At 58.3% G+C, this 19,607-nt stretch carries 15 protein-coding genes and 2 pseudogenes; 3 read left to right on the forward strand and 14 right to left on the reverse strand.

Annotation, left to right across the window (positions count from 1 at the left end; translation table 11 throughout):
* Positions 1-521: 521 nt before the first annotated feature.
* The 8 genes from ACTJK4_RS04580 to ACTJK4_RS04615 are packed head-to-tail and all read right to left on the reverse strand — an operon-like array spanning position 522 to position 9,260.
* Positions 522-1,094, reverse strand: coding sequence for a D-sedoheptulose-7-phosphate isomerase (locus ACTJK4_RS04580; RefSeq protein ID WP_440816340.1), 573 nt, complete (start codon positions 1,092-1,094; stop codon positions 522-524).
* Positions 1,091-2,224, reverse strand: coding sequence for a glycosyltransferase family 9 protein (locus tag ACTJK4_RS04585; RefSeq protein ID WP_440816343.1), 1,134 nt, complete (start codon positions 2,222-2,224; stop codon positions 1,091-1,093). The genes ACTJK4_RS04580 and ACTJK4_RS04585 overlap by 4 nt, the downstream gene beginning before the upstream one ends.
* A gap of 41 nt (positions 2,225-2,265) precedes the next feature.
* A complete protein-coding gene (locus ACTJK4_RS04590; RefSeq protein ID WP_440816346.1) occupies positions 2,266-3,555 on the reverse strand; it encodes a hypothetical protein in 1,290 nt (429 codons plus the stop codon).
* The gene (locus tag ACTJK4_RS04595) at positions 3,530-4,837 is read right to left on the reverse strand and encodes a lipid II flippase MurJ (protein ID WP_440816349.1); all 1,308 of its coding nucleotides are present in this window, start codon (positions 4,835-4,837) and stop codon (positions 3,530-3,532) included. Before ACTJK4_RS04595 ends, ACTJK4_RS04590 begins: the two co-directional genes overlap by 26 nt.
* A gap of 3 nt (positions 4,838-4,840) precedes the next feature.
* On the reverse strand, positions 4,841-5,641 hold the full coding sequence (locus ACTJK4_RS04600) for a hypothetical protein (protein WP_440816352.1): 801 nt from the start codon (positions 5,639-5,641) through the stop codon (positions 4,841-4,843).
* A gap of 2 nt (positions 5,642-5,643) precedes the next feature.
* Positions 5,644-6,777, reverse strand: coding sequence for a GDP-mannose 4,6-dehydratase (gene gmd, locus ACTJK4_RS04605; RefSeq protein WP_440816355.1), 1,134 nt, complete (start codon positions 6,775-6,777; stop codon positions 5,644-5,646).
* Positions 6,778-6,827: 50 nt separating this feature from the next.
* A complete protein-coding gene (gene fcl, locus ACTJK4_RS04610; RefSeq protein WP_440816358.1) occupies positions 6,828-7,808 on the reverse strand; it encodes a GDP-L-fucose synthase in 981 nt (326 codons plus the stop codon).
* On the reverse strand, positions 7,809-9,260 hold the full coding sequence (locus tag ACTJK4_RS04615; protein ID WP_440816361.1) for a mannose-1-phosphate guanylyltransferase/mannose-6-phosphate isomerase: 1,452 nt from the start codon (positions 9,258-9,260) through the stop codon (positions 7,809-7,811). It lies immediately after the preceding gene.
* A 508-nt stretch (positions 9,261-9,768) separates the two neighbouring features.
* On the opposite strand from ACTJK4_RS04615, the gene rfaE1 reads away from it, so the two are divergent.
* The 3 genes and pseudogenes from rfaE1 to ACTJK4_RS04630 form a co-directional block, all read left to right on the forward strand.
* Positions 9,769-10,737 carry a D-glycero-beta-D-manno-heptose-7-phosphate kinase gene (gene rfaE1 / locus ACTJK4_RS04620; RefSeq protein WP_440816364.1) on the forward strand — a complete coding sequence of 323 codons (969 nt, stop codon included), beginning with the start codon at positions 9,769-9,771 and terminating at the stop codon, positions 10,735-10,737.
* A gap of 129 nt (positions 10,738-10,866) precedes the next feature.
* A pseudogene (locus tag ACTJK4_RS04625) lies at positions 10,867-11,984 on the forward strand (IS3 family transposase).
* Between the two features lie 48 nt (positions 11,985-12,032).
* A pseudogene (locus ACTJK4_RS04630) lies at positions 12,033-12,324 on the forward strand (hypothetical protein); the annotation flags it as partial.
* 201 nt (positions 12,325-12,525) lie between these two features.
* Here the strand turns inward: ACTJK4_RS04630 and ACTJK4_RS04635 are convergent.
* The 6 genes from ACTJK4_RS04635 to ACTJK4_RS04660 all read right to left on the reverse strand — a co-directional run bounded on the left by ACTJK4_RS04635 (position 12,526) and on the right by ACTJK4_RS04660 (position 19,417).
* A complete protein-coding gene (locus tag ACTJK4_RS04635; protein WP_440816367.1) occupies positions 12,526-13,386 on the reverse strand; it encodes a hypothetical protein in 861 nt (286 codons plus the stop codon).
* A gap of 81 nt (positions 13,387-13,467) precedes the next feature.
* A complete protein-coding gene (locus ACTJK4_RS04640) occupies positions 13,468-14,550 on the reverse strand; it encodes a glycosyltransferase family 4 protein (protein WP_440816370.1) in 1,083 nt (360 codons plus the stop codon).
* On the reverse strand, positions 14,547-15,809 hold the full coding sequence (locus ACTJK4_RS04645; protein WP_440816373.1) for a lipopolysaccharide biosynthesis protein: 1,263 nt from the start codon (positions 15,807-15,809) through the stop codon (positions 14,547-14,549). The genes ACTJK4_RS04640 and ACTJK4_RS04645 overlap by 4 nt, the downstream gene beginning before the upstream one ends.
* Positions 15,806-16,930 carry a glycosyltransferase gene (locus ACTJK4_RS04650; protein WP_433866548.1) on the reverse strand — a complete coding sequence of 375 codons (1,125 nt, stop codon included), beginning with the start codon at positions 16,928-16,930 and terminating at the stop codon, positions 15,806-15,808. The genes ACTJK4_RS04645 and ACTJK4_RS04650 overlap by 4 nt, the downstream gene beginning before the upstream one ends.
* Before the next feature lie 32 nt (positions 16,931-16,962).
* Positions 16,963-18,198 (reverse strand): sugar transferase, encoded by a 1,236-nt coding sequence (locus tag ACTJK4_RS04655; protein WP_440816377.1) that lies wholly within the window; start codon positions 18,196-18,198, stop codon positions 16,963-16,965.
* A 73-nt stretch (positions 18,199-18,271) separates the two neighbouring features.
* Positions 18,272-19,417: a glycosyltransferase family 4 protein gene (locus tag ACTJK4_RS04660; RefSeq protein ID WP_440816380.1), complete on the reverse strand. Its 1,146-nt coding sequence runs from the start codon at positions 19,415-19,417 to the stop codon at positions 18,272-18,274.
* Between the last annotated feature and the right edge of the window lie 190 nt (positions 19,418-19,607).

The following is a 19,607-nucleotide window of genomic DNA, read 5'->3' on the forward strand; positions in this document are numbered from 1 at the left end:
CTTCGAGTTGGTTAGTCCGTGCAACTGGCATTGAAATAAAGTTCACTCAATTGTTGGCGTCTTGGCTTCATCCAGCCATCGTTTTAATTACCCGGTGGTCGCGTCCATATGTTGCATGCCTACGGTCCCAGTACCTCTGCTGTTTCAAGTGAAGCTCCCAATCCTGCCGCTATGGAGTCTTGCCCCAGGTCGACTGTTTGCCCCTGTCATCGCCAGCATCGCTTCTCTATGGTTCGGAAAAAAAGAGACGTAGTTGCCGCACGAGGTTACCGGGGCAAGATGGATGCATGGTTCAACTGGCAAGTTGCATATTTGAATCTGCCAAAGCGAAGCGCTCGCGAATGGCGCCCGAAAATCCCTTGTGTGATTTGTGCCCTACACGACGTATCGCTGTGATCGGCATTTCGTGGCGATGTGTGCACTCTGTGCCTTAGACAATTCCCATATGAATTGCCTTTTCATGCGTTATGGTGCAACAGAGTTTATGTCAGTCTGTAGAACGGCTTCAGGCGCCAATGCGCTCATGCTAGACCAAGCCGAGCTTCAATATCCGCGCAGATGACATGGCCGATCAGGATGTGGGCCTCCTGAATGCGAGCCGTGTCTGTGCTGGCGGACACGCACACGACATGAGTGCACAGTTGAGCCAACTTGCCGCCGTTGCCTCCCAAGAGTCCAATCGTCGTGATTCCTAGTGCGTTGGCTTGTTCGACGGCGCGAACTACGTTGGCCGAGTTGCCGCTTGTGGACAGCGCCAGCAATACATCACCGGCTTTGCCAATGCCTTCCACCTGGCGTGCGAAGACCTCTTCGTACCCAAAGTCGTTGGCGATACAAGTCATGACTGCCGAGTCGGCACCTAGAGCATGGGCCGGGAGCGGGCGTCGGTTGCCTTTGAGCCGCCCCACGAGTTCGCCGGCAAGGTGTTGGCAGTCGGAAGCAGATCCGCCGTTGCCGCACAAGAGGATGCGGTATCCAGCAGCGAGTGCATCGGCACACAGATGGCTGGCCTGTTCGACGGTGGGCGTGAGTGCGACAAGCGATTGAATTACAGCAAGGTGGGCGTCGATGGCCTTCGGAAGGGCGGTACTCATGGAAGCAAGGGTTGAGATGGATGAGCATGCGCCAGAGCGCGTAGACAGTTTTCCAAGACTTGGTCGACGGGAATGTCGAGCATGCAGCGATTGTGCCCTTGCGGGCAATAGGTGAAGTTATAGCAGGGCGCGCAAGGCACGGCGTGTCGGATTGCTAGCGCTTTGCTGTGCCAGGGTTCGATGGAGTCCGGATACTCAATACCTGGCACGATCGATACTGTTGGGCATCCCATGGCATCGCTCAGATGAGCGGAACCACCGTCGTTACCCACTAGCAATTGGCAGAGGGCGAGCAGTGCAGCCGACTGCGCAATCGATGTTTCGCCCATCAGATTGTGCACGCGTAGCGGATCAATCGCATGCAAGGACGTGCCGTATTCAGCATCAACTCGCGTGCCGATGATAAGAAGATGTGCATTCGGTCTAGCTGCCAGCAACGCTTTGCACAGCGCTATATATTTTTCCATTGGCCAGCGCTTGTGGGGCTGGACCGATCCTGGCGAGATCACAAGGCGCTCGGCGCCTTCAGGTAAGTGCGTAGCCAGCCACGACTGGGCCCAGGTTTCAGCATCTACGCCGGGGCGTAGATCGAACTGCAGCGTTTCATCACGATACGATCGCGGCTGCGGCAGTTCGGCTAGGAATTGCAACGGCCCATGCACATGGTGGCGTAGTAAGCCAGCTTGCTTGAGCTTAGCTCGATCCCCGTTGAGCGAGCCCTTGCCCCGCCAGCCATACTGCGGCACAGGTCCGAGCAGGGCAAACAGCATGAGCATCTTCTTGATGCGACCAAGCCACGGTGCACATGGATCGAGCATCAAAATGGCGCGCTCGAAGCGATAGTTGCGCAGCGAGTGCCTCACAGCGGCAATGCTGTGCAGATCAACGTCGCTAAGCACTCGTACATCATCGACCAGGTGTGGTTGCACGAGCGCTACCCACGGAATCGCTGCTGAGTTGCCGGCATACTTAGCAACCTTGCCGCGTTGCTCGCGGTTGGCTGACTGGATGGTTAGCAGCACGATCTTCGCATTCGGGAACGCCGTCCGTACCTGCCGTAAAGCTGGGGCAGCGAGAATGAAGTCACCCAGCGCTGCTGAGCGGAATACGAGAATTGCGGGGTCTTTCATTTGGAGACGAGTCACAAGGCTTGCGGCAAGCTGCACCGTGCTCAGGTGCCAGCGCTGGGGGAGCGGCCGAAGCGAAGACGCACCCGAGCACCGACAAGACTGAGGTACAGCAGGGCGTTAGGAAGTACAAATGTATATAGGTACTTAACAAAGTAGGACGACTGGCCTCGCACGAGGTTGACGAGCATGCACCCGAACAGGCCTAGCAGCAACAGGTTGAATTCTCGTGAGTCACTGGAAGCGAGTCGACGCCAGAGTGCCAACGCTGCGGTTAGGACCAGCCCGTTGTAGATGAACCCCCAGTAGCCCATGAACAGGAAACCTTCAGTGAGAATATAAAACGCGTAGCCTACGCTGCGCGTTGCCAAGCCTGGGCGAAACAGATTGGTTATGGTCTCCTGTAGATAGGGATAACCAAACATGACGGCCGCATTGGCTGAGTTCGACGCAATGACTTCGTACGGATCGATTTCGCCATAGGCAGCAGCTGCAAACAGCATGTGCGCAGGTGGGTAGTAGTCCTTGACCAGCAGTCGTTGGGACAGTGGCACTTCGCTCTGTACTTCTGCGTCGTTGTATCGCGTGGACTCAATGACCAGCATCAACGCTGCCACTGAGGTTGCGGCAATCGTTGCTCGCAGCAGGAAGCGTGGCGAAAGCTTGGTCTGACTCAACGTCATGAGCACGATGCCAAGAAAGCACGCGAGTATGTCAGTGCGATTGCCCAGCATGAACGTCACTACCAGGAAAAGCGTGCCGCGCAGCGCGAAAAATACCCACGGGTTGACCCACGAGAGGATGCGAGTCTTCTCGCGGGCCATCTGATATAAAACAATGAGCGTGCCGACTTCAAGCTTGACCAGAAAGATCAGCAGCGCCAATGCCGGCGCACTGGATACGAGATCATCCTGTTGCGCGGCATACCAACTTAGCTCATTGGCGTTGAAAGCGAGGTAGCCGAGGAGGTAGCCAGAGCTTGCGAGCAACGACAGTAGACCAGCGGTCTTCCACAGCATGCGTTGAGCCGCTTGGCTGACCTCCAGCCTGATTGGTATCAGCGCATACGTTATCGGGCGTACCACAATGAAGCTAAGCACGAACATGGCAAGCGAGGCCATGATGAAGAGCGTGCAGGGTAGCCAGATCTCTTCACCGAAGTAGGCGAGAATCGAGTCTGACGCTTCAGGATAGAAGCGGTAACCGATTTGCGCGAAGATGGCGTAAATAAACAGGAATACAAAATAGAGGCCGAACAGCTTGTCACGTGGGTAGATATAGAGCAACCCAACAACGAAAAGCGTGGTCTCAGCAACCAGCAGGAGCTCGTCCATGAGCATCGCCTCCTGCTTTTTTGAATAGCACCGTGATGATACAGACGCCGATTGTCACCCACGTCATCGAGTATGCCGACGCCAAGCCGGGAGCCCCGCGGCCGACCATTAAGGCTGAAGTTGCGAAGTATAGAAACCCCCAGGCACCACCAAGCACGGCCGCGGCCCTTTCGGCACCTGGTATGCAGAACATGGCCCGTAGAGAAATCACGGACACCAGCATGCAAACCATGCCTGGTGCCATATGGGCGAGTGTAGCGGCGATGGTGCCGACATTGGTTTCGCTGAAGTTGCCCCGAGCAAACAGTAGGCGAACCAGCAACTCGGGCGCCAGCGCCAGCGGTAGTGCGAAGATGGCCGCTCCAACGCCTACGGTAACCAGCGTCTTGCGCAGGAACTGGCGCAGCGTGCCTGGAGCCGCTTGCCGTACTAGCTCCGTGATGCGGGGCACTAGGATTGCGGATGGACCCGCAACGGCAAGATTGCCAATCGCGATGACCAGTCGTTGGGCGTAGCCCAACGATGCAAGTGTCCCTTCGCCCGCGCGTGGTGCCCAGAAAGCATCCACCACGGCATAGATCGAGAAGCACGACAATGCGACCACGGCATAGGGGGCTGCTGCGAAGAGCGCTCGCGTTTCCGCCCACGGCCAGCGACGTGGTTCGTCGCTGAAGAAGCGACCGCGCAGAAACCATGCGGAGGTGGCGGTTGATGCGATCGTGCCCGCCAGCATGCCAGCCGCAACGCTGCTGACGCCAATCTTCTCGGCAAACAGCACGGTGGTCACAATCATGCCGACGTAAGGCAGCAACCCAAGTCCTGCTGATGTGACATGGTGGCGCTTCGCATGTAGGGCTGAGAGAAGGTAGGCTTGGCCAATCTGTGCGGCGCAGATAAACCACCCGATGGAGACAAGCCTCGCCCGCTGGGCGTGGGCGCGGATCGGTGAATCGGCCGGCAGGCTCGCCGTCTGCAGTTCGCCGAGGCCGAGGCCAATCAAGATGACTACCACTGCGAAGGCGGAGATGGCGATTGTACTGGTCGTGAAATAGTCACGTTGGCCAGCCGGATCGCTCTCCCGAGCCACCAGTTGAGGGATGGCTACGTAGCTCAGGAACGCGCTAACCATGCCCGCAAAAAATGTCGGCCATGACAATGCAAACAGATAGACGTCAACGTCTGTGCCGGCCCCGAAGTGGTGAGCCAGAATCAACTGGACAACAAAGCCCATCGCGCTGCCGAGCAGCGTGATGGCAGTAACAACAATCGACGAGCGCAGCATGGCTCAGATGAGTTGCTTGAGCATATACCCAGGGCGCTCCAGAAGTTTGCGTGCCAGTTCTAACTTGTGCAGCAGATAGGGCTTCGGCTCGTAAAAACCGCGCTTCGAATAGTCGACTTCGATGCCGTTCGCTTCGAATACCGGCTTGATGCCCCGCAGCCACTTGCCTTTGATGATGCCGGTATGCAGGTAGTCGAGGGCGGGGCCGTTATTTGCCTGATCGATTTTTAAGCACAGGAACGTCTCATCGCGTCGATGTGCGCGCCAGGTTCCGTATATCTCGAACATCCAACCACTTTCTTCCGAACGTAAGTATGAGCGCAGCGTTTCCACGCGCCAGATCCCGGCCTGAGTCGAAATCCGATACCGTGCGTTTTTGCGAATCCTTTGCAGCCAGGGTACTGGCGCATACGGTTCATAAGGGCCCAAGCTGCCATGCCGAGTTAGGCCTATATGTTTGACTTCAGGGTGCTCTAGCATGTAAGCGATGGCTTTGCGAATGCGCTCATCGTCAGCGGGTTTGTCCAAGAAATAGTCTTCTTGGAAATACATCACCAGCGGCGTTTGCACTTGATCAAGCGCGCGCAGCAGGCATTCGCTCCAAGTGAGCCGCTCTTCGTTTTCGCCCTGCACCTTCGTGCAATGTACCGACAGATCTGGAAACTGTGCAGACTTGCGTTCGGTGTTTAGCAGAATGGGGGCATCACATGCGGGCCAATACCGCTTGAATAGCGTGAAGAATGGCCCCCAGCAGTCATCGAAACCATCAGACGTGTTGACCAGGATCGTATACGGTTGCGTCACCGTCAGTTCTCCTGGCTCACTGCAACCGTGAACCCGTGCGAACGCAGCACGGCATGCTGCCGGGCTTTCGAGAGGTCGGCGGCCACCATCTCGCGGCACATTTCCTGAACCGTGATTTCCGGTACCCAGCCCAGCTTCTCCTTGGCCTTGGTCGGGTCGCCCAGCAGGGTCTCAACCTCGGTGGGGCGGAAGTAGCGCGGGTCGATACGCACAACCACGTCACCGATCTTTATGCCGGGTGCGGAGTCGCCGGTGATGGCGGTTACCACTGCAGTTTCGTCGACGCCCTCGCCGAAGAATTCCAAGGTCACGCCGAGTTCATTTGCCGACCACGTGATGAATTCACGTACGCTGTACTGTACGCCGGTGGCGATCACGAAATCTTCGGGTTGCTCCTGCTGCAACATCATCCACTGCATGCGGACGTAGTCCTTTGCGTGGCCCCAGTCACGCAATGCGCTGAGGTTGCCCATGTACAGGCAGTCCTCCAGACCTTGCGCGATATTTGCGAGGCCTCGCGTAATTTTGCGCGTGACGAAGGTCTCGCCCCGACGCGGGCTTTCGTGGTTGAATAGGATGCCGTTGCAGGCGTAGATGCCGTAGGCCTCACGGTAGTTGACCGTGATCCAGTAGGCGTACATCTTTGCCACGGCGTAAGGGCTGCGCGGATAGAACGGCGTTGTTTCACGCTGGGGAGTTTCTTGCACCAGGCCATAGAGTTCACTGGTGCTGGCCTGGTAGAAGCGAGTTTTCTTCTCTAGCTTGAGAATGCGGATAGCCTCCAGAACGCGCAGTGTGCCGACGGCATCGACATCTGCGGTGTACTCTGGGCTTTCGAAACTCACGGCAACGTGGCTCTGTGCCCCCAAGTTGTAGATCTCGTCAGGCTGGGTTTCCTGAATGATCCGGATCAGATTGCTGGTGTCCGATAGATCGCCATAGTGCAGGACAAAATTACGATGATCGATGTGCGGATCTTGGTATAGATGATCGATGCGATCGGTATTGAAAAGCGAGGCGCGGCGTTTGATGCCGTGCACGACGTAGCCTTTCTCGAGCAGGAACTCGGCAAGGTACGAACCGTCCTGGCCCGTGATGCCCGTAATAAGCGCGACTTTGCGTAGGGTTGCTTGCATGATTGAGGGATTGATCGCTATCTGTCTGAGTTCGTTGCGGGATGCCAGATTCAGTTGCTGGCTGTTGGCGTATTCCGCACGAAATCCGCATATGCGTGACGTAGCCCATCTTCAAGTGGGACCTGAGCGCGCCAGCCGAGCGACGCGAGCCGGGTGCTATCCAATAGCTTGCGAGGCGTGCCGTCCGGTTTGCTCGTATCGAAAACGATATCGCCCTGGTAACCCACCACGCGTCGGATAAGTTCTGCGAGCGCTGCAATCGTCAGATCTTCGCCATAGCCGACGTTGAGGTGGCTTTGCATCGGTGACGTGTGACTGTCGTATGTCGACTTTTCCAGGTTCATTACGTGTATTGAGGCTGCTGCCATATCGTCCACATAGAGAAACTCGCGCCGCGGTGTTCCGGTGCCCCATATCGCTACCGATGGTGCCCCCTCCAGTTTGGCCACATGGAATCGTCGCAACATCGCGGGTATAACATGGCTGTTTTCGGGGTGATAGTTGTCTCCCGGGCCATAAAGGTTAGTCGGCATCACGCTGCGGTAGTCAATGCCGTGGGACGCGCCATACTGGCGGTTATAGCTCTCGCAAAGCTTGATGCCCGCAATCTTGGCTATAGCGTAGGGCTCGTTGGTTGGTTCAAGCATTCCCGTGAGAAGAGCGGATTCCGTCATCGGCTGCGGGGCGAGCTTAGGGTAGATGCAGCTGGAACCCAGTAGCAGGAGCTGCTTGACTCCGGCGGTGAAGGCCTCGTGAATAACGTTGGCCTCCATCATCAGATTCGCGTAGATGAATTCGGCGGGGTAGGTGTTATTGGCATGGATGCCCCCCACCTTCGCTGCCGCGAGGTAAACCTGGTTGGGCCGCTCAGTTTGCATAAACGCCCGCACGGCTGCTTGGTCGGTGAGATCCAGTTCGGCGTGCGTGCGTGTGACGATATTGTCCTGACCTAGTGCGCGCAGGGTACGCACGATGGCTGAACCGACCATCCCGCGATGGCCCGCTACGAAAATCTTCGGTTGTTCGATCATTCAGTTCTTCTCCGAGGTGCGGCCATAAGAGTCTTCCAAGCGGACGATATCGTCCTCACCCAGATAGGAGCCTGACTGCACCTCGATCATCTCGAGCGTGGTTTTACCTGGGTTATGCAAGCGATGAATCTCGCCGATAGGGATGTACGTCGATTGGTTCTCGGTTAACAGGAAGGTTTCCTCGCCGCGGGTCACCTCTGCCGTACCCTTGACAACAATCCAGTGCTCAGCCCGATGATGATGCTTCTGCAGGCTGAGGCTAGCTCCCGGCTTGACGCAGATTCGTTTGACTTGGAAGCGGTCTCCTGCATCGATCGAGTCATACCAACCCCACGGGCGTGCGACCTTGCGATGCAAGGCAACGTGCGGTCGACCCTGGCGATCGAGTTCTGCCACTACATGCTTCACCTGTTCGACATGCTCGCGCGTGGTGACGAGCACTGCATCGGGGGTGTCGATGATAATTAGGTTCTGGGTGCCCAGGGCCACGACCGGTCGGCAGGGGGCGTGAATGTAGGTGTTGCTTGTATTGACGAAATGGCCGTCACCCTCGACCCGATTGCCGTCAGCGTCGGCAGTGGTGAGATCGGCGACTGCATTCCAGCTGCCGACGTCGCTCCAAATACCGTTGAACGGTACGACGCGCATGTTCGAGTGGTGCTCCATGACCGCGTAGTCAATGCTCTCGGAACGGCAGGCGGAAAAGGCGTCCTCATCTGGGCGTACGAAGCACTTGTCCACCGCCGCATCCTGCATCGAGTTGCGACATTGTTCGAGAATGTCGGGAGCGTGCTGCTGCATTGCGTTCAGCAAGGCGTTGGCCCGACACAGAAAAATCCCTGCGTTCCAGAGTACGTTGCCCTGAGCGATGAGTTGATGGGCGCGCGATACGTCGGGCTTCTCGATGAAGCGAGCAACAAAGCAAGCGGTGGACGTTTCTACTGAGAGCCCCATTTCGATATAGCCGTACGCGGTGCTTGGGGCGGTCGGCACCACACCGAATGTAATGATAACGCTGTCGTCGAGTTCGACTCTGGCATCGCGCACCATAGTGGCGAAAGCTGCTGTATCCGGGATGTAATGATCAGCAGGGCAGAACAAAAGTGCGGTGTCCGGTTTCGCGTGCAGTGCAGCAAGCGTCATAGCTGCGGCAGTATTGCGCGCTACGGGCTCGAGAAGCACCGTACCCTCCACGCCGCTTTGGTCAAGCGCTTCGGCAACCAAAAAGCGGTGCGTCTCCGATGCCACGCAAATGACGCTGCCCTGGCCCGAGATGTTGAGCTTGGCGACTCGTTCAAGAGTAAGTTGAAGCAGGCTCTTGTCACCTATAATCGGCGCGAACTGCTTTGGGAAATGCTGACGCGACAGCGGCCAAAGCCGTGTGCCAGCACCGCCGCAGAGCACGACGGGGGTGATGTCTTGTGTGTCTAGATTGTTTGCGTCGAACGTCACGATGCGGACTTCAGAGGGCAGGAGAGAATGGCGCGGGCGCTGAGTATCCGAGAGATTCGTTCTCGTGACAACTCTTCGGATGTTGCTCCGTGAGCGAGGTGGACGCCGCGAACGGACCAGTTCATTTGTGTCGGGAGCGACTCAAACCCACACTATAATATAGGATGGTTAATGACCGGCCCCGACATTTGGGCTCCCGGTGCAAATGGAGGGTGGCAAGCTGATCCATGCCAGCCGAGAAAGCCCGTAGCGTGCGGCTTTCCTGTTCGCCATCGAATGTTGGCCTTGATGGTTCGAACACATATCGCCCAGGTTTTCGTTGCTCAGCACAAGCGGTGACTTGATAAGAGCATTCTTGCTCTTTTCGCTCGCTTGCGGCATGAGTGCGAGCGGTGGATTGGCCGAAGGTATCTAACTGACGCTGTTTTTGGAACTGCAACCCAATGTGTCCAAATAGTAGTGGGCTGGTCCTGCGACTTTCACGGGGGTTGTGCGAAGGAGAAGCTGGATGAGTGTGACCAACCCGGTGCATCAGCCGATACGCGTGCCAAGTGGATTCAGCCGTGAGGCACTCGCGATCTCGCGGGTGCTGGTCGTGGGTGATGTGATGCTTGATCGCTATTGGTTTGGGGACGTCAATCGCATTTCGCCAGAGGCGCCAGTGCCGGTAGTTCACGTCAAGCGAAACGAGGAGCGCCTGGGTGGGGCAGCCAATGTGGCATTGAACTCCACCTCTCTCGGGGCGCAGACGGGACTGCTATGCGTGCTGGGCCAAGACGAGCCGGGCAATCGCGTTGCTGAACTGCTCGAGTCGAATGGTGTGAGGGCATTCGTTACGCGAGATGGTGCACTATCGACAACGATCAAATTGCGTATCTTGTCCAGGCAACAGCAACTGCTGCGCGTCGATTTCGAGAACCTGCCCGCGCATGAGGTTCTGCTGACCGTGTTGGACCAATACAAACAGCTAATCGAGCAATACGATGTGGTGGTGTTGTCGGACTACGCAAAGGGAGGGCTGACCCATGTGCAGCCCATGATTAGTGCCGCACGCAAGGCGGGCAAGCGTGTGCTGGTCGACCCCAAGGGCAGCGATTACATGCGATATCGCGGCGCCAGTATTCTCACTCCTAATAGAGCCGAGCTACAGCAGGTTGTGGGCCAATGGCATTCGGAGAGTGATCTGGCGGGGCGTGCCGAGAAGCTTCGGGCGGATCTCCAGCTTGAGGCCCTATTGCTCACCCGTTCGGAGGAGGGGATGAGCCTGTTTACGGATACCGGTGCGCTACATGTGCCTGCGCAGGCGCGTGAAGTGTTTGACGTATCAGGCGCTGGTGACACCGTTATTGCGACGCTGGCCGCGTCCTTGGGAGCGGGGCTCTCGTTGCCCGACGCCGTCGTGCTGGCGAATCGGGCTGGCGGCATTGTGGTAGGTAAGCTGGGGACTGCCACCGTAAGCCATAGCGAACTGACATGACCGTCATCGTTACCGCGGTGCGGAGGGCTTCGTCGGTGCCAATATCGTCAAGGCATTGAACTGACCTGCCCCCAACAAACCGGTCCAGCGGGAAGCTCGTAGAGTCCGTTTTCGGAGAGAAAGACGGACATGAAGAAGCGATTTACAGAAGAGCAAATCATCGGGTTCCTGAAGGAGGCCGAGGCCGGCGTGGCGGTCAAGGAGCTGTGCAGGAAGCGCGGTTTCAGTGACGCATCGTTCTACACCTGTCGGGGCAAGTTCGGCGGGATGGGGGTATCAGAGGCCCGCCGGCTCAAGGAGTTGGAAGCCGAGAACGCCAAGTTGAAGAAGCTGCTGGCCGAGGCGATGTTGCACATGGAAGCGCTGGAGGTAGTGGTCAAGGGGAAGCCCTGAGCCTACAAGCCAAGCGCGAGGCGGTCGTGGCGATTCGGCAGAAGGTCAACATCTCCGAGCGCCGTGCCTGCCGGCTTGTCGGGCTGTCCCGCGCCGTGCTGCATTACGAAGAGCAAATTGCGCCAGGAAACGAGATGCTCAAAGCGAGGCTGGTGGAGCTGGCGCATGAGCGTCGGTGTTTTGGCTACCGGCGAATGCATGTTTTGCTGGAGCGCGAGGGGCTGCATGCGAATCACAAACGCGTACACTGGCTGTACCGCGAGGCAGGCTTGGATGTGCGGCGTCGGCGGCGACGCCGCGGCGTGATGGTCGAGCGGGAGTCGCTAGCTCTGCCGGCCGCGTCGAACGAGGTATGGTCGATTGATTTTGTGATGGACGCGCTGTCCAACGGACGGCGTCTGAAGTGCCTGACCGTTGTCGACGACTTCACAAAGGAGTCGGTCGACATCGTCGTGGACCACGGCATCTCGGGCTTGTATGTGGCGCGAGCACTGGACCGCGCGGCGCGCTTCAGGGGCTACCCCAAAGCGCTGCGCACGGACCAGGGGCCGAAGTTCACGAGCCGAGAGCCAGACCAATAGGCCTACGCCAACGGCGTAACCTTGAAATTGATTTAGGCCGGCAAGCCGACGCAGAATGACTACATCGAATCGTTCAACGGTAAGTTCCGTGACGAGTGCCTGAACGAGCACTGGTTCACGAACCTTGCACATGCGCGCGCTGTCATCGCAGCCTGGTGCCAGGATTGCAACGAGGCGCGGCCACACAGCGCATTGAATTCTCAGCCGCATGCAGAGTTTGCAGCGCAATATCGAGCAACAGCGGTGGCTCCTGCCGTCCAGGAGCAAACTTGAACCGGCTTTGCTAGAAGCCCTCTGGCCCTGATACTGGGGGCTGGCCACAGCGGCATCTTTAACCTGGGTACCGGCATGCGCAGCCGTTCAATGACTTCGCCGCGGCGGTGTCAATACCCTGCGAGAAAAGGCGGGTGACGTGCCTCTGTGCTTTGAGGAGATGGTAAGTGAGGGCTTGATCGAATACGTTCCATTCCCCAAGGTGCCAAGAGGCAAGTATCAAAGTTTTACGCGAATAAACATTGATCGTTTGCGTAATGCTGGGCACTATAAGGCCTTTCTTTCGGTGGGCAAGGAGGCGGTATGTGCGCGGGCTGCTTGCGCAAATGTGATCGAGTGACGTCATCAAGTGGGTCGATGGTTGTGCGCCGTAATTGAAGAGCGCTCCTCTTTCTGATATTGCTTTGCACTGGAATTGATGGCCTTGCTCCCATAGCTGAGTTTTACGTGGCCAACAGTTCCAGTGTGCTACTGGGTCGCCAAAGGCTCTGACTGTATTTCGAAGGGGTGCTGCTGACTTGCCTAACCAGCAGTCTTGATTTCATTGAGCGCGGATTGAGGCCTTGAATAGTACAAGGCCTGCCCCCAACATCAAGCCCAACACGAATCCTGCGGCAATGAATGCCGCAGCGCTTGGCGTGTTTGAGTGCATGGGAACATAGGTCGGACCAATCGCTTTCGTTGGATAGCTACGCAGCGGTCCCAACGCCTCATGATTGGAGGCAACCTGCTGCTGCAATTCGAGGACCTGCGCATTGATCAGCGAGGCCGTATTGGATGCTAGAACGTCGCGCGCGGTCGCGCTTGCTACGGCTCCCGAGGTGACCGATGACTTCAGCGTCTCGCCGATGCGGGCGTAGTCGCGTTGCGCAGTGGCGAGCTTGTCTTGGGCGACTGCTTCATTCCTTCGCATGTCGCTCATAGCTCGGTCAAACAGCTGTTGATGCTGCACCGAAAAGGTCTTCAGGGCTGCTTCCAGCGTAGCCGTCGCTGCTTCTCGGGAATAGCCAGAAACTTCGACATTGATCAAATTTGGGCTTCTACCGGCCATTGCTTTCAATGATTTGAAGAGCAAATCGGAATCCCTGTTGCCAGTGTCGGGGTTCGGCAGACCAAGGTCGTGGAGTACTTGGAGCCGGAAGCTTGGCAGATTGTACCGCTCGATGGCCGTCAATTGGTTTTCAAGCGGCTGCGATACCAACGAACCCTTGGCATCTGGGGTGGACACCTGGCCAAGCTGAATCGCCATTTTGGCAACCCAGCGAGGATGGATAACCTGGGAGGCAAGCAATCCTAGCATTGCGCCAATGAAACCCACCAAAAATATGACTTTGAATGACTTCGTCAGAAGGCGTGTCGGGTCGAGGGGGGCGGTCTGCACATCTGTGCGTGTGATGGACATATGTCGTGTTAGCGTGGAAACCAACAAATTGTAGCGTTTCTCAATCCCTACCCGGGGGCTGTCAAGTACTCTCGATTTATGTCAGCGCAACAGTGCGTTCCACGCTTGGACAATTTGCTCTGTGGAAAATTGCTTGGCCTTTTTGCTGGCTGCAAGTGCCAACGTGTCTGCCTCAATGCGATTTGAAATCAGGCGGAGCAGAGCATTGGCAAGTGCCGGACAGTCATCAACGGGCACCATGATGGCATCGCATGCATCCCGCAGCAGTTCACGTGGGCCGGTCTCGCAAGCCGTGCAGACAATCGGCAAGCCAAAAGCCATTGCTTCGATCAGTACCAACCCGAACCCTTCATAGCGCGAGGGCAGGCAGAAAATCGATGCTTGCGCGTAGGCTTTTGTGATGTCCAAGAACGCACCGGGCAGGCTGACACTGTTGTTTAGACCGAGCTGCTCACGCTGTGCCTCCAATGCGTGGCGCTCCTCGCCTTCACCTACGATCATTAAATTCCACTCGGGCGTACGCTGTGCGACCTCAGCCCAGGCATTCAACAGGACATCGAATCCTTTGGTATGCACTAACCGGCCGACCGCCAGCACGGTCTTGCTTGTTCTCGGGGCGAGCTGCGCGGGCACGGCGAAGGGCAATGGATTTGGAATACAGACAACAACCTGATTGCGGGGGGGCAAAGCCTCCTGCCATCGCTTACGGTCGCTCTCGGTCAGGACGACGACATGCGTGCAGTAGCGCGCGGCAAGACGGCGAGCCCACTGACGCGCACGCCGGCCCAGATCTTCGTCAAAGTGGCAATGTTCCCAAGCAATGTGCCGCACACCGAGGCCTAGCGCTGCTGGTAGCGCAAAGAGCGAGAGCATCGTGTCGACTTGCACCAGTACGTCAATCCGATGCGCTTTGAGATGCCGCCGGATGCCCGCGACGGTTGCCATGTAGGCGCGCTTGAACGAAGGGCGCTCCGCAAAGAGTGTCTCGTGCCGGATGGTGGGGTGCAGCGCAAAGCAGCTGGCTGGGTCCCACAAACTGAGGATGGTGATCGCATAGCCTTGCTCCGCCAGCGCGTTAGCGATCGTGGCGGTCATCCGTTCGGCACCCGCCAGTGCATTGAGTGTGCCGGTGAGGAAGCACAGCGTGGGCTTCGCTTGCGTCATGCGCCGACTCTCAGGGCTGCTGGTTCATCGTTGCGATAGCGCATCCAGACAGCCAGCCCGAACAGGACGGAAAGCAGGTTGGCCGTCGCGTAGCCCAGAATGGCCCCGTTGGTGCCCATGCGCGGAATGGCCACGGCATCAACGATCAGGGTAGCAACGAGCGCCAGCCCCCATTTAATGGCTACCAGACGCGGTTGCCGCAGATGGATAGGCAGCAGTGTGAGCGCGACATCGACAAACACAAGCGCTGATGCGAGGGCAGCAAGTTGCAGCAGGTTGACGGCACGCACGAACGCCGCGCCGTAGAGAAGGTGGACAACCCAGCGCGCACTGAGTGCGATCAGCACGCCGCCGACGACACCGATCCCCGCCATGCCACCTGCGATCCGAAGTACGTTCTGGCGGGCCTGCTTCATAGTGGGCTGGGCGTAGACATAGACCGGCGCCAGCCCGGCCGAAAGGATGGTGGCCAGCATCACGAAGTTGTCGAGAATCTGCATAGAAGCAGCATAGGCGCCAAGGTCGGTCAAGGGTACATACGGCTTGAGCAGCAACTGGTCGATGCGGCGCGAGGCCATCATGCACATGAAGCTGACCCAGAAGAGCGCACCGCTCCAAAGCAGATCGCGTGTGAGTTGTGGGTCGTGCGCGGTACGCTCGCGTGGTGCGCGGGCCAGATAGAAGGCAGCAAGCAGTGCAGCCAGCGTGACCGCCTCCACCGCGAACACTACCGCGTACGCAGGCACATTACGTATGCCAAGCGCAAACAGGATAGAAACCCCGCCTACCTTGACTGTCAGAGACGCCACGTTGAACAGCGTGTTCGGCCGGGTCCTGGTGTGTGACTGCATCCAGGCCGTGACAATGCCAAACGGTTCGCGCAGCAGGATCGCAATGCCTAGGATGAGCGCAGGCGGCCAAAAGTCGATCGACTGTTGGGTAACAACCAGGAACACGCACATCAGCAGATAACCAAACACGCCAGCAGCGAACCGCAGCCCGAATGCATGGATCAGCAGTCGATGTTGCGCGAGGGGCTCAGGGTTCGCCACCAACCGGGGGATGACGACCTCGGCGCCGCAGAGCAACGCAACAGACGCCGCCACATAGACAACCGCTTGCGCATACTGGAAATGTGCGAACCCTTCTGGCCCGAGGCCGCGCGCCAGCATGGCGACGATGCCGATACCGGCACCGATCTGCAGACCGCGTTCAGCAAGCATCCACGCCAGATTGCCGGCGATCTTGAACTGCTTCATCTCCCGGCCTCTGTGGAGCCCGCGTGTTCCGCTGTGATGAGGCGGGCGTAGCAGTCCAGCCATTGGAGGGCGACGGCCTCCAAACTGAAGTTGGAGACAATGCGCGCGCGTCGTGCAGCTTGTTTGTTTGCGTTGCCATGGCCGGCGTCAAGTGCACGGCGCATGGCAGCTGCAAGCGCTGCGGAATCGCCTCGTGGCACGATTTCACCGCACTCGCCCATTAGCTCAGCCACTCCGGCGGCATCGGTGGCGACCACTGGCAATTCGCAGGCGAGCGCCTCGCCAAGTGCGAGCGGCATGCCCTCAATGTCAGAAGACAACACGAATAGGTCGGCTGCGTTCAGCAGGGCTGGAATATCTTGACGAGACCCAATCAGATGAACTCGCTTCGTCAGTTGATGGTCTCGGATGCGTTGGTCGAGCGAGCCTCGCAGCGGGCCCTCGCCGACGATAAGCAGGCGTGCGTCCAGATCGGGCGTCAACCGAGCAAATGCGTCAATTAGAGTGCCTTGCGCTTTTTCCTTGACTAAGCGCCCGACATTGATCAAGAGGCGCGTGCTCTCTTGCAAGCCGAGCGCTGCCCTAGTGCGCAGCCTCTGATCAGCATCCGGACGAAACTGCGCGGTGTCGATGCCATTAGGCATGACCCTTATCCGTGATGCCGGGACTGCCCCCGCCGCGATCATGGCTTGCCGGCCTTGAGGGCTAACGTGTGTCGTGAGCTGGCTCCAGCGGTCGGTGAGTCGATAGGCGAGCATGCGCAGACGGCCGCCTTCGCGCGCACTGTGTGCGGTGCAGATGACCGGTGGCGCTGCGCTGCTGATTGCGCCAAGCATGCGGCCAAACAGGTTGGCGTGAATCATGTGGGCGTGAATGATGTCCGGTTGCCACTGATGGATGAAGGCTCGTAGCCGCCAAAGAGCCCGTGCCATCGACTGGGGTGTCTTGCGCATCTCCAGCGGCAAGACAGTGACCGATTCGTGGAGCGCCACATCCTGTCCTTGTGCAAGGCTGGCGACTGCCACTGCGTGTCCTAGCGCCGAAAATTGCCGCGCCAGCGCGGCGACTTGCTGTTCAGCGCCACCCAGCTTGAGGCCCGTCGTCAGCAGCAGAATGCGCATGGGTGCGGAGGATGCAGGATCACTCGGCATGCTTACCGTGCCCCGTATCCCGTCAGTAGGGTCCGCAACGTTTTGACCGCGATCAGCAGGTCGAGGGCAAGGGAGCAGTGTTTGACGTAGTAGAGGTCATAGCTGAGCTTGGTGACGGTTTCCTCGTGTGTGCCCACATAGCCTTGCTGGACCTGAGCCCAACCCGATAGGCCGGGCCGCAGCAGATGACGGTACGGGTAGTAGGGGATGGTTTGCTCAAATTCCTCCACCATTGGCGCTTGCTCCGGGCGTGGGCCAATCAGGCTCATATGGCCCATCAACACGTTCCACAACTGCGGAATCTCGTCGAGTCGGTATTTGCGGATAACACGGCCCACACGGGTTACACGCGGATCCTGCCGCGCGGCGAACTGGGCGGGCGCACTGGTGTCGAACCCCATACTCCGGAACTTCAGCATGGTGAACGGCTTGCCGTACAGGCCGATGCGCTCCTGGCGGAACAATGCGGGTCCCGGCGTTTCAATCCGGATAGTCAAGGCCACGACGAGGCCCAACGGTAAAGCCACGGGGGCCAAGCACAGCACCGCCGCAATGTCGATCAGGCGTTTCGAGAATCGATAGAAGTAGTGGGCAGCGTGATCGTCGAAGAAGTTCTCGTCAATATGGGCCAGCGCAACGCGACCGGTCAGCATTTCACCAACGCGTTCCACCGAGTACATGCGTACGTGGCTGAGCTTGAACTGGGCTAAAGCACGCGTGCGGTCCGGGTCGGCGGTGGCGTTGCGGTCCAGCATCAGGCCGTCGCAATGTACGGCGTCGGCCAGCGAGCTAATGGCGCGCAGGCGCGTTGGTCCGGCCGGCGCTGCGCCGGGCATGGTAAGCATCCGTTCCAACTGCTCCAATGCTGTCGCATCTGTGTACCCGAATACCGGGGTGTAATTTCGAACGAAATGTTGATAGCCGCACCAGATCCATATGAGCGTGGTGATATACGCGAGCAGCAACGCGCCCCGCGAATATTCGAGGTGAAAGACGGCAATCGCGAAGAGTAGCGCGATGAAAGGCAGGGTCGTTGCCACGCCGACGAGACTGTTGCCCTCAAGGGCGGGCAGATGAAGCGAACGATGCAGCAGCACGAACGCGGCGAGGTACGGAAGAACTGCCCATATCAGCGTGCCGGTGAAAACGTGCGTGACCAGGCCGGCCTGGCGTGCAAGCTCCGCGAGCACGATATTGAGCCCAAAGAACACGAGCCCAAACAAAGCCCAAGCCAGCATCCGGGTGGCTCGACGAATGGTTTCGGAGCCTTGCGCGCGGAATGGCCGGGTAGAATGTCCGGCACCGGTGCTCCTATTCATTGCTCGCCTGTTTTGAGGGATGTTGCCGAGGATGTGCTTGCTTCTTGTTCGCCAAGACCCGCTGATAAACCTGCCATGTGGCGTTGGCCATCGGTGCAACACCAAAGTGGCGTTCCCAGTGCTCCCGGGCGCTGTTCCCCAGGGTTTCCCGCTGTTCGCGGTTGCCTGCTAGCCCAGCCAACACAGAGGCCCAAAGTTGCTCGTCGCTGCCTGGTATGAGACATCCGCAGCCGCCATCTGCGAGTTGCTCGCGAATGCCAGGGAGGTCACTGGCGATAACGGGTAGACGTGCGCGCATGGCTTCTAGCACGGATATCGGGAAACCTTCATGGTCTGACGCCAGCGCAAAAATCTGCGCGGACGCAAGCAGGGCGGGGATATCGGTCACTCCGCCATAGAGCCGGACTCGTCCTGGCGCCAGCGTGTCAGCAAGCGCTTGCAGCGAGGCTAATTGTGGTCCATCTCCTGCTAGGATCAGCTCGCAATCTGGTAGTGCCGCTCGTGCAAAGGCTCGGATGAGCGTATCGGCGCGTTTGGGCGCTCGCAAGCGTGCCACCATGACGACTCGGCGTACCGGGGCGCCGGGCGTGGCAAGATGGGTGCTGTCTGCAATGCCGTTATGAATCACCTGAACACGGGCAGGCGAAATGGGCAGAGTATCCGCCATTGCGCGCTCGGCCTGTGCTACACAAATCATGCGTGCAGTCAACGGCGCCAGCAACCACTCAATCAGGCGTGCAACGACCCGCTGGCGAGCTGGTGCTGCCGCCTTGAAGGCAAACCCGTGAACTGTGTAGACGACTGGAATGCCAAGTAGCCAGCCCGCCACTCGACCTAGTGCACTAGCCTTGGCGCTATGCGCGTGAATCAGGTCGGGGCGGGTGGCGCGTAGAGCGCCAATAAGTTGCTTGAATGCTGCCAGCGCTCGCCATGGCGATAGCGTGTTATCGAGGAGCGATAGTTGTACGGTTCTTGCACCGCTTGCTTGCGCGCTCGTGAATAGCGGGCCCTCGCCTCCGGCGAGCACTACTGCATCGATGCGATCACGCAATCCATTCAGCAGGTCGGCAACATGTGTTTGTGCCCCTCCGATTTCTGCATTAGTGATCAGATAGGCTATGCGAGGAGGAGGCGACAAAGGGGGGGGCACAGGGCAAATGGGGCTTTCCAGACCTGCATATAAAGACAAGGGGTTTCTGGCTTAGTCAGCAAGGGTAACTCGTAATTATATGACTCTGGGCGCGTATAGGGCCGACTGACCTTGGTCATTGTGCAGACCACCTCGGTGTGGCGTACCGACCGTTTACAATCACGCCTATTCGATTTCC

This window comes from Ralstonia sp. 22111 (assembly GCF_052045895.1).
Taxonomy (GTDB): domain Bacteria; phylum Pseudomonadota; class Gammaproteobacteria; order Burkholderiales; family Burkholderiaceae; genus Ralstonia; species Ralstonia wenshanensis.

What these genes read in the sequence shown, in the direction of transcription:
- ACTJK4_RS04580 (WP_440816340.1), bottom strand. Translation starts at nt 1,094, where the DNA reads ATGAGTACCGCCCTTCCGAAGGCCATCGACGCCCACCTTGCTGTAATT.
- ACTJK4_RS04585 (WP_440816343.1), bottom strand. Translation starts at nt 2,224, where the DNA reads ATGAAAGACCCCGCAATTCTCGTATTCCGCTCAGCAGCGCTGGGTGAC.
- ACTJK4_RS04590 (WP_440816346.1), bottom strand. Translation starts at nt 3,555, where the DNA reads ATGGACGAGCTCCTGCTGGTTGCTGAGACCACGCTTTTCGTTGTTGGG.
- ACTJK4_RS04595 (WP_440816349.1), bottom strand. Translation starts at nt 4,837, where the DNA reads ATGCTGCGCTCGTCGATTGTTGTTACTGCCATCACGCTGCTCGGCAGC.
- gmd (WP_440816355.1), bottom strand. Translation starts at nt 6,777, where the DNA reads ATGCAAGCAACCCTACGCAAAGTCGCGCTTATTACGGGCATCACGGGC.
- fcl (WP_440816358.1), bottom strand. Translation starts at nt 7,808, where the DNA reads ATGATCGAACAACCGAAGATTTTCGTAGCGGGCCATCGCGGGATGGTC.
- rfaE1 (WP_440816364.1), top strand. Translation starts at nt 9,769, where the DNA reads ATGAGTGTGACCAACCCGGTGCATCAGCCGATACGCGTGCCAAGTGGA.
- ACTJK4_RS04635 (WP_440816367.1), bottom strand. Translation starts at nt 13,386, where the DNA reads ATGTCCATCACACGCACAGATGTGCAGACCGCCCCCCTCGACCCGACA.
- ACTJK4_RS04640 (WP_440816370.1), bottom strand. Translation starts at nt 14,550, where the DNA reads ATGACGCAAGCGAAGCCCACGCTGTGCTTCCTCACCGGCACACTCAAT.
- ACTJK4_RS04645 (WP_440816373.1), bottom strand. Translation starts at nt 15,809, where the DNA reads ATGAAGCAGTTCAAGATCGCCGGCAATCTGGCGTGGATGCTTGCTGAA.
- ACTJK4_RS04650 (WP_433866548.1), bottom strand. Translation starts at nt 16,930, where the DNA reads ATGCGCATTCTGCTGCTGACGACGGGCCTCAAGCTGGGTGGCGCTGAA.
- ACTJK4_RS04655 (WP_440816377.1), bottom strand. Translation starts at nt 18,198, where the DNA reads ATGCTGGCTTGGGCTTTGTTTGGGCTCGTGTTCTTTGGGCTCAATATC.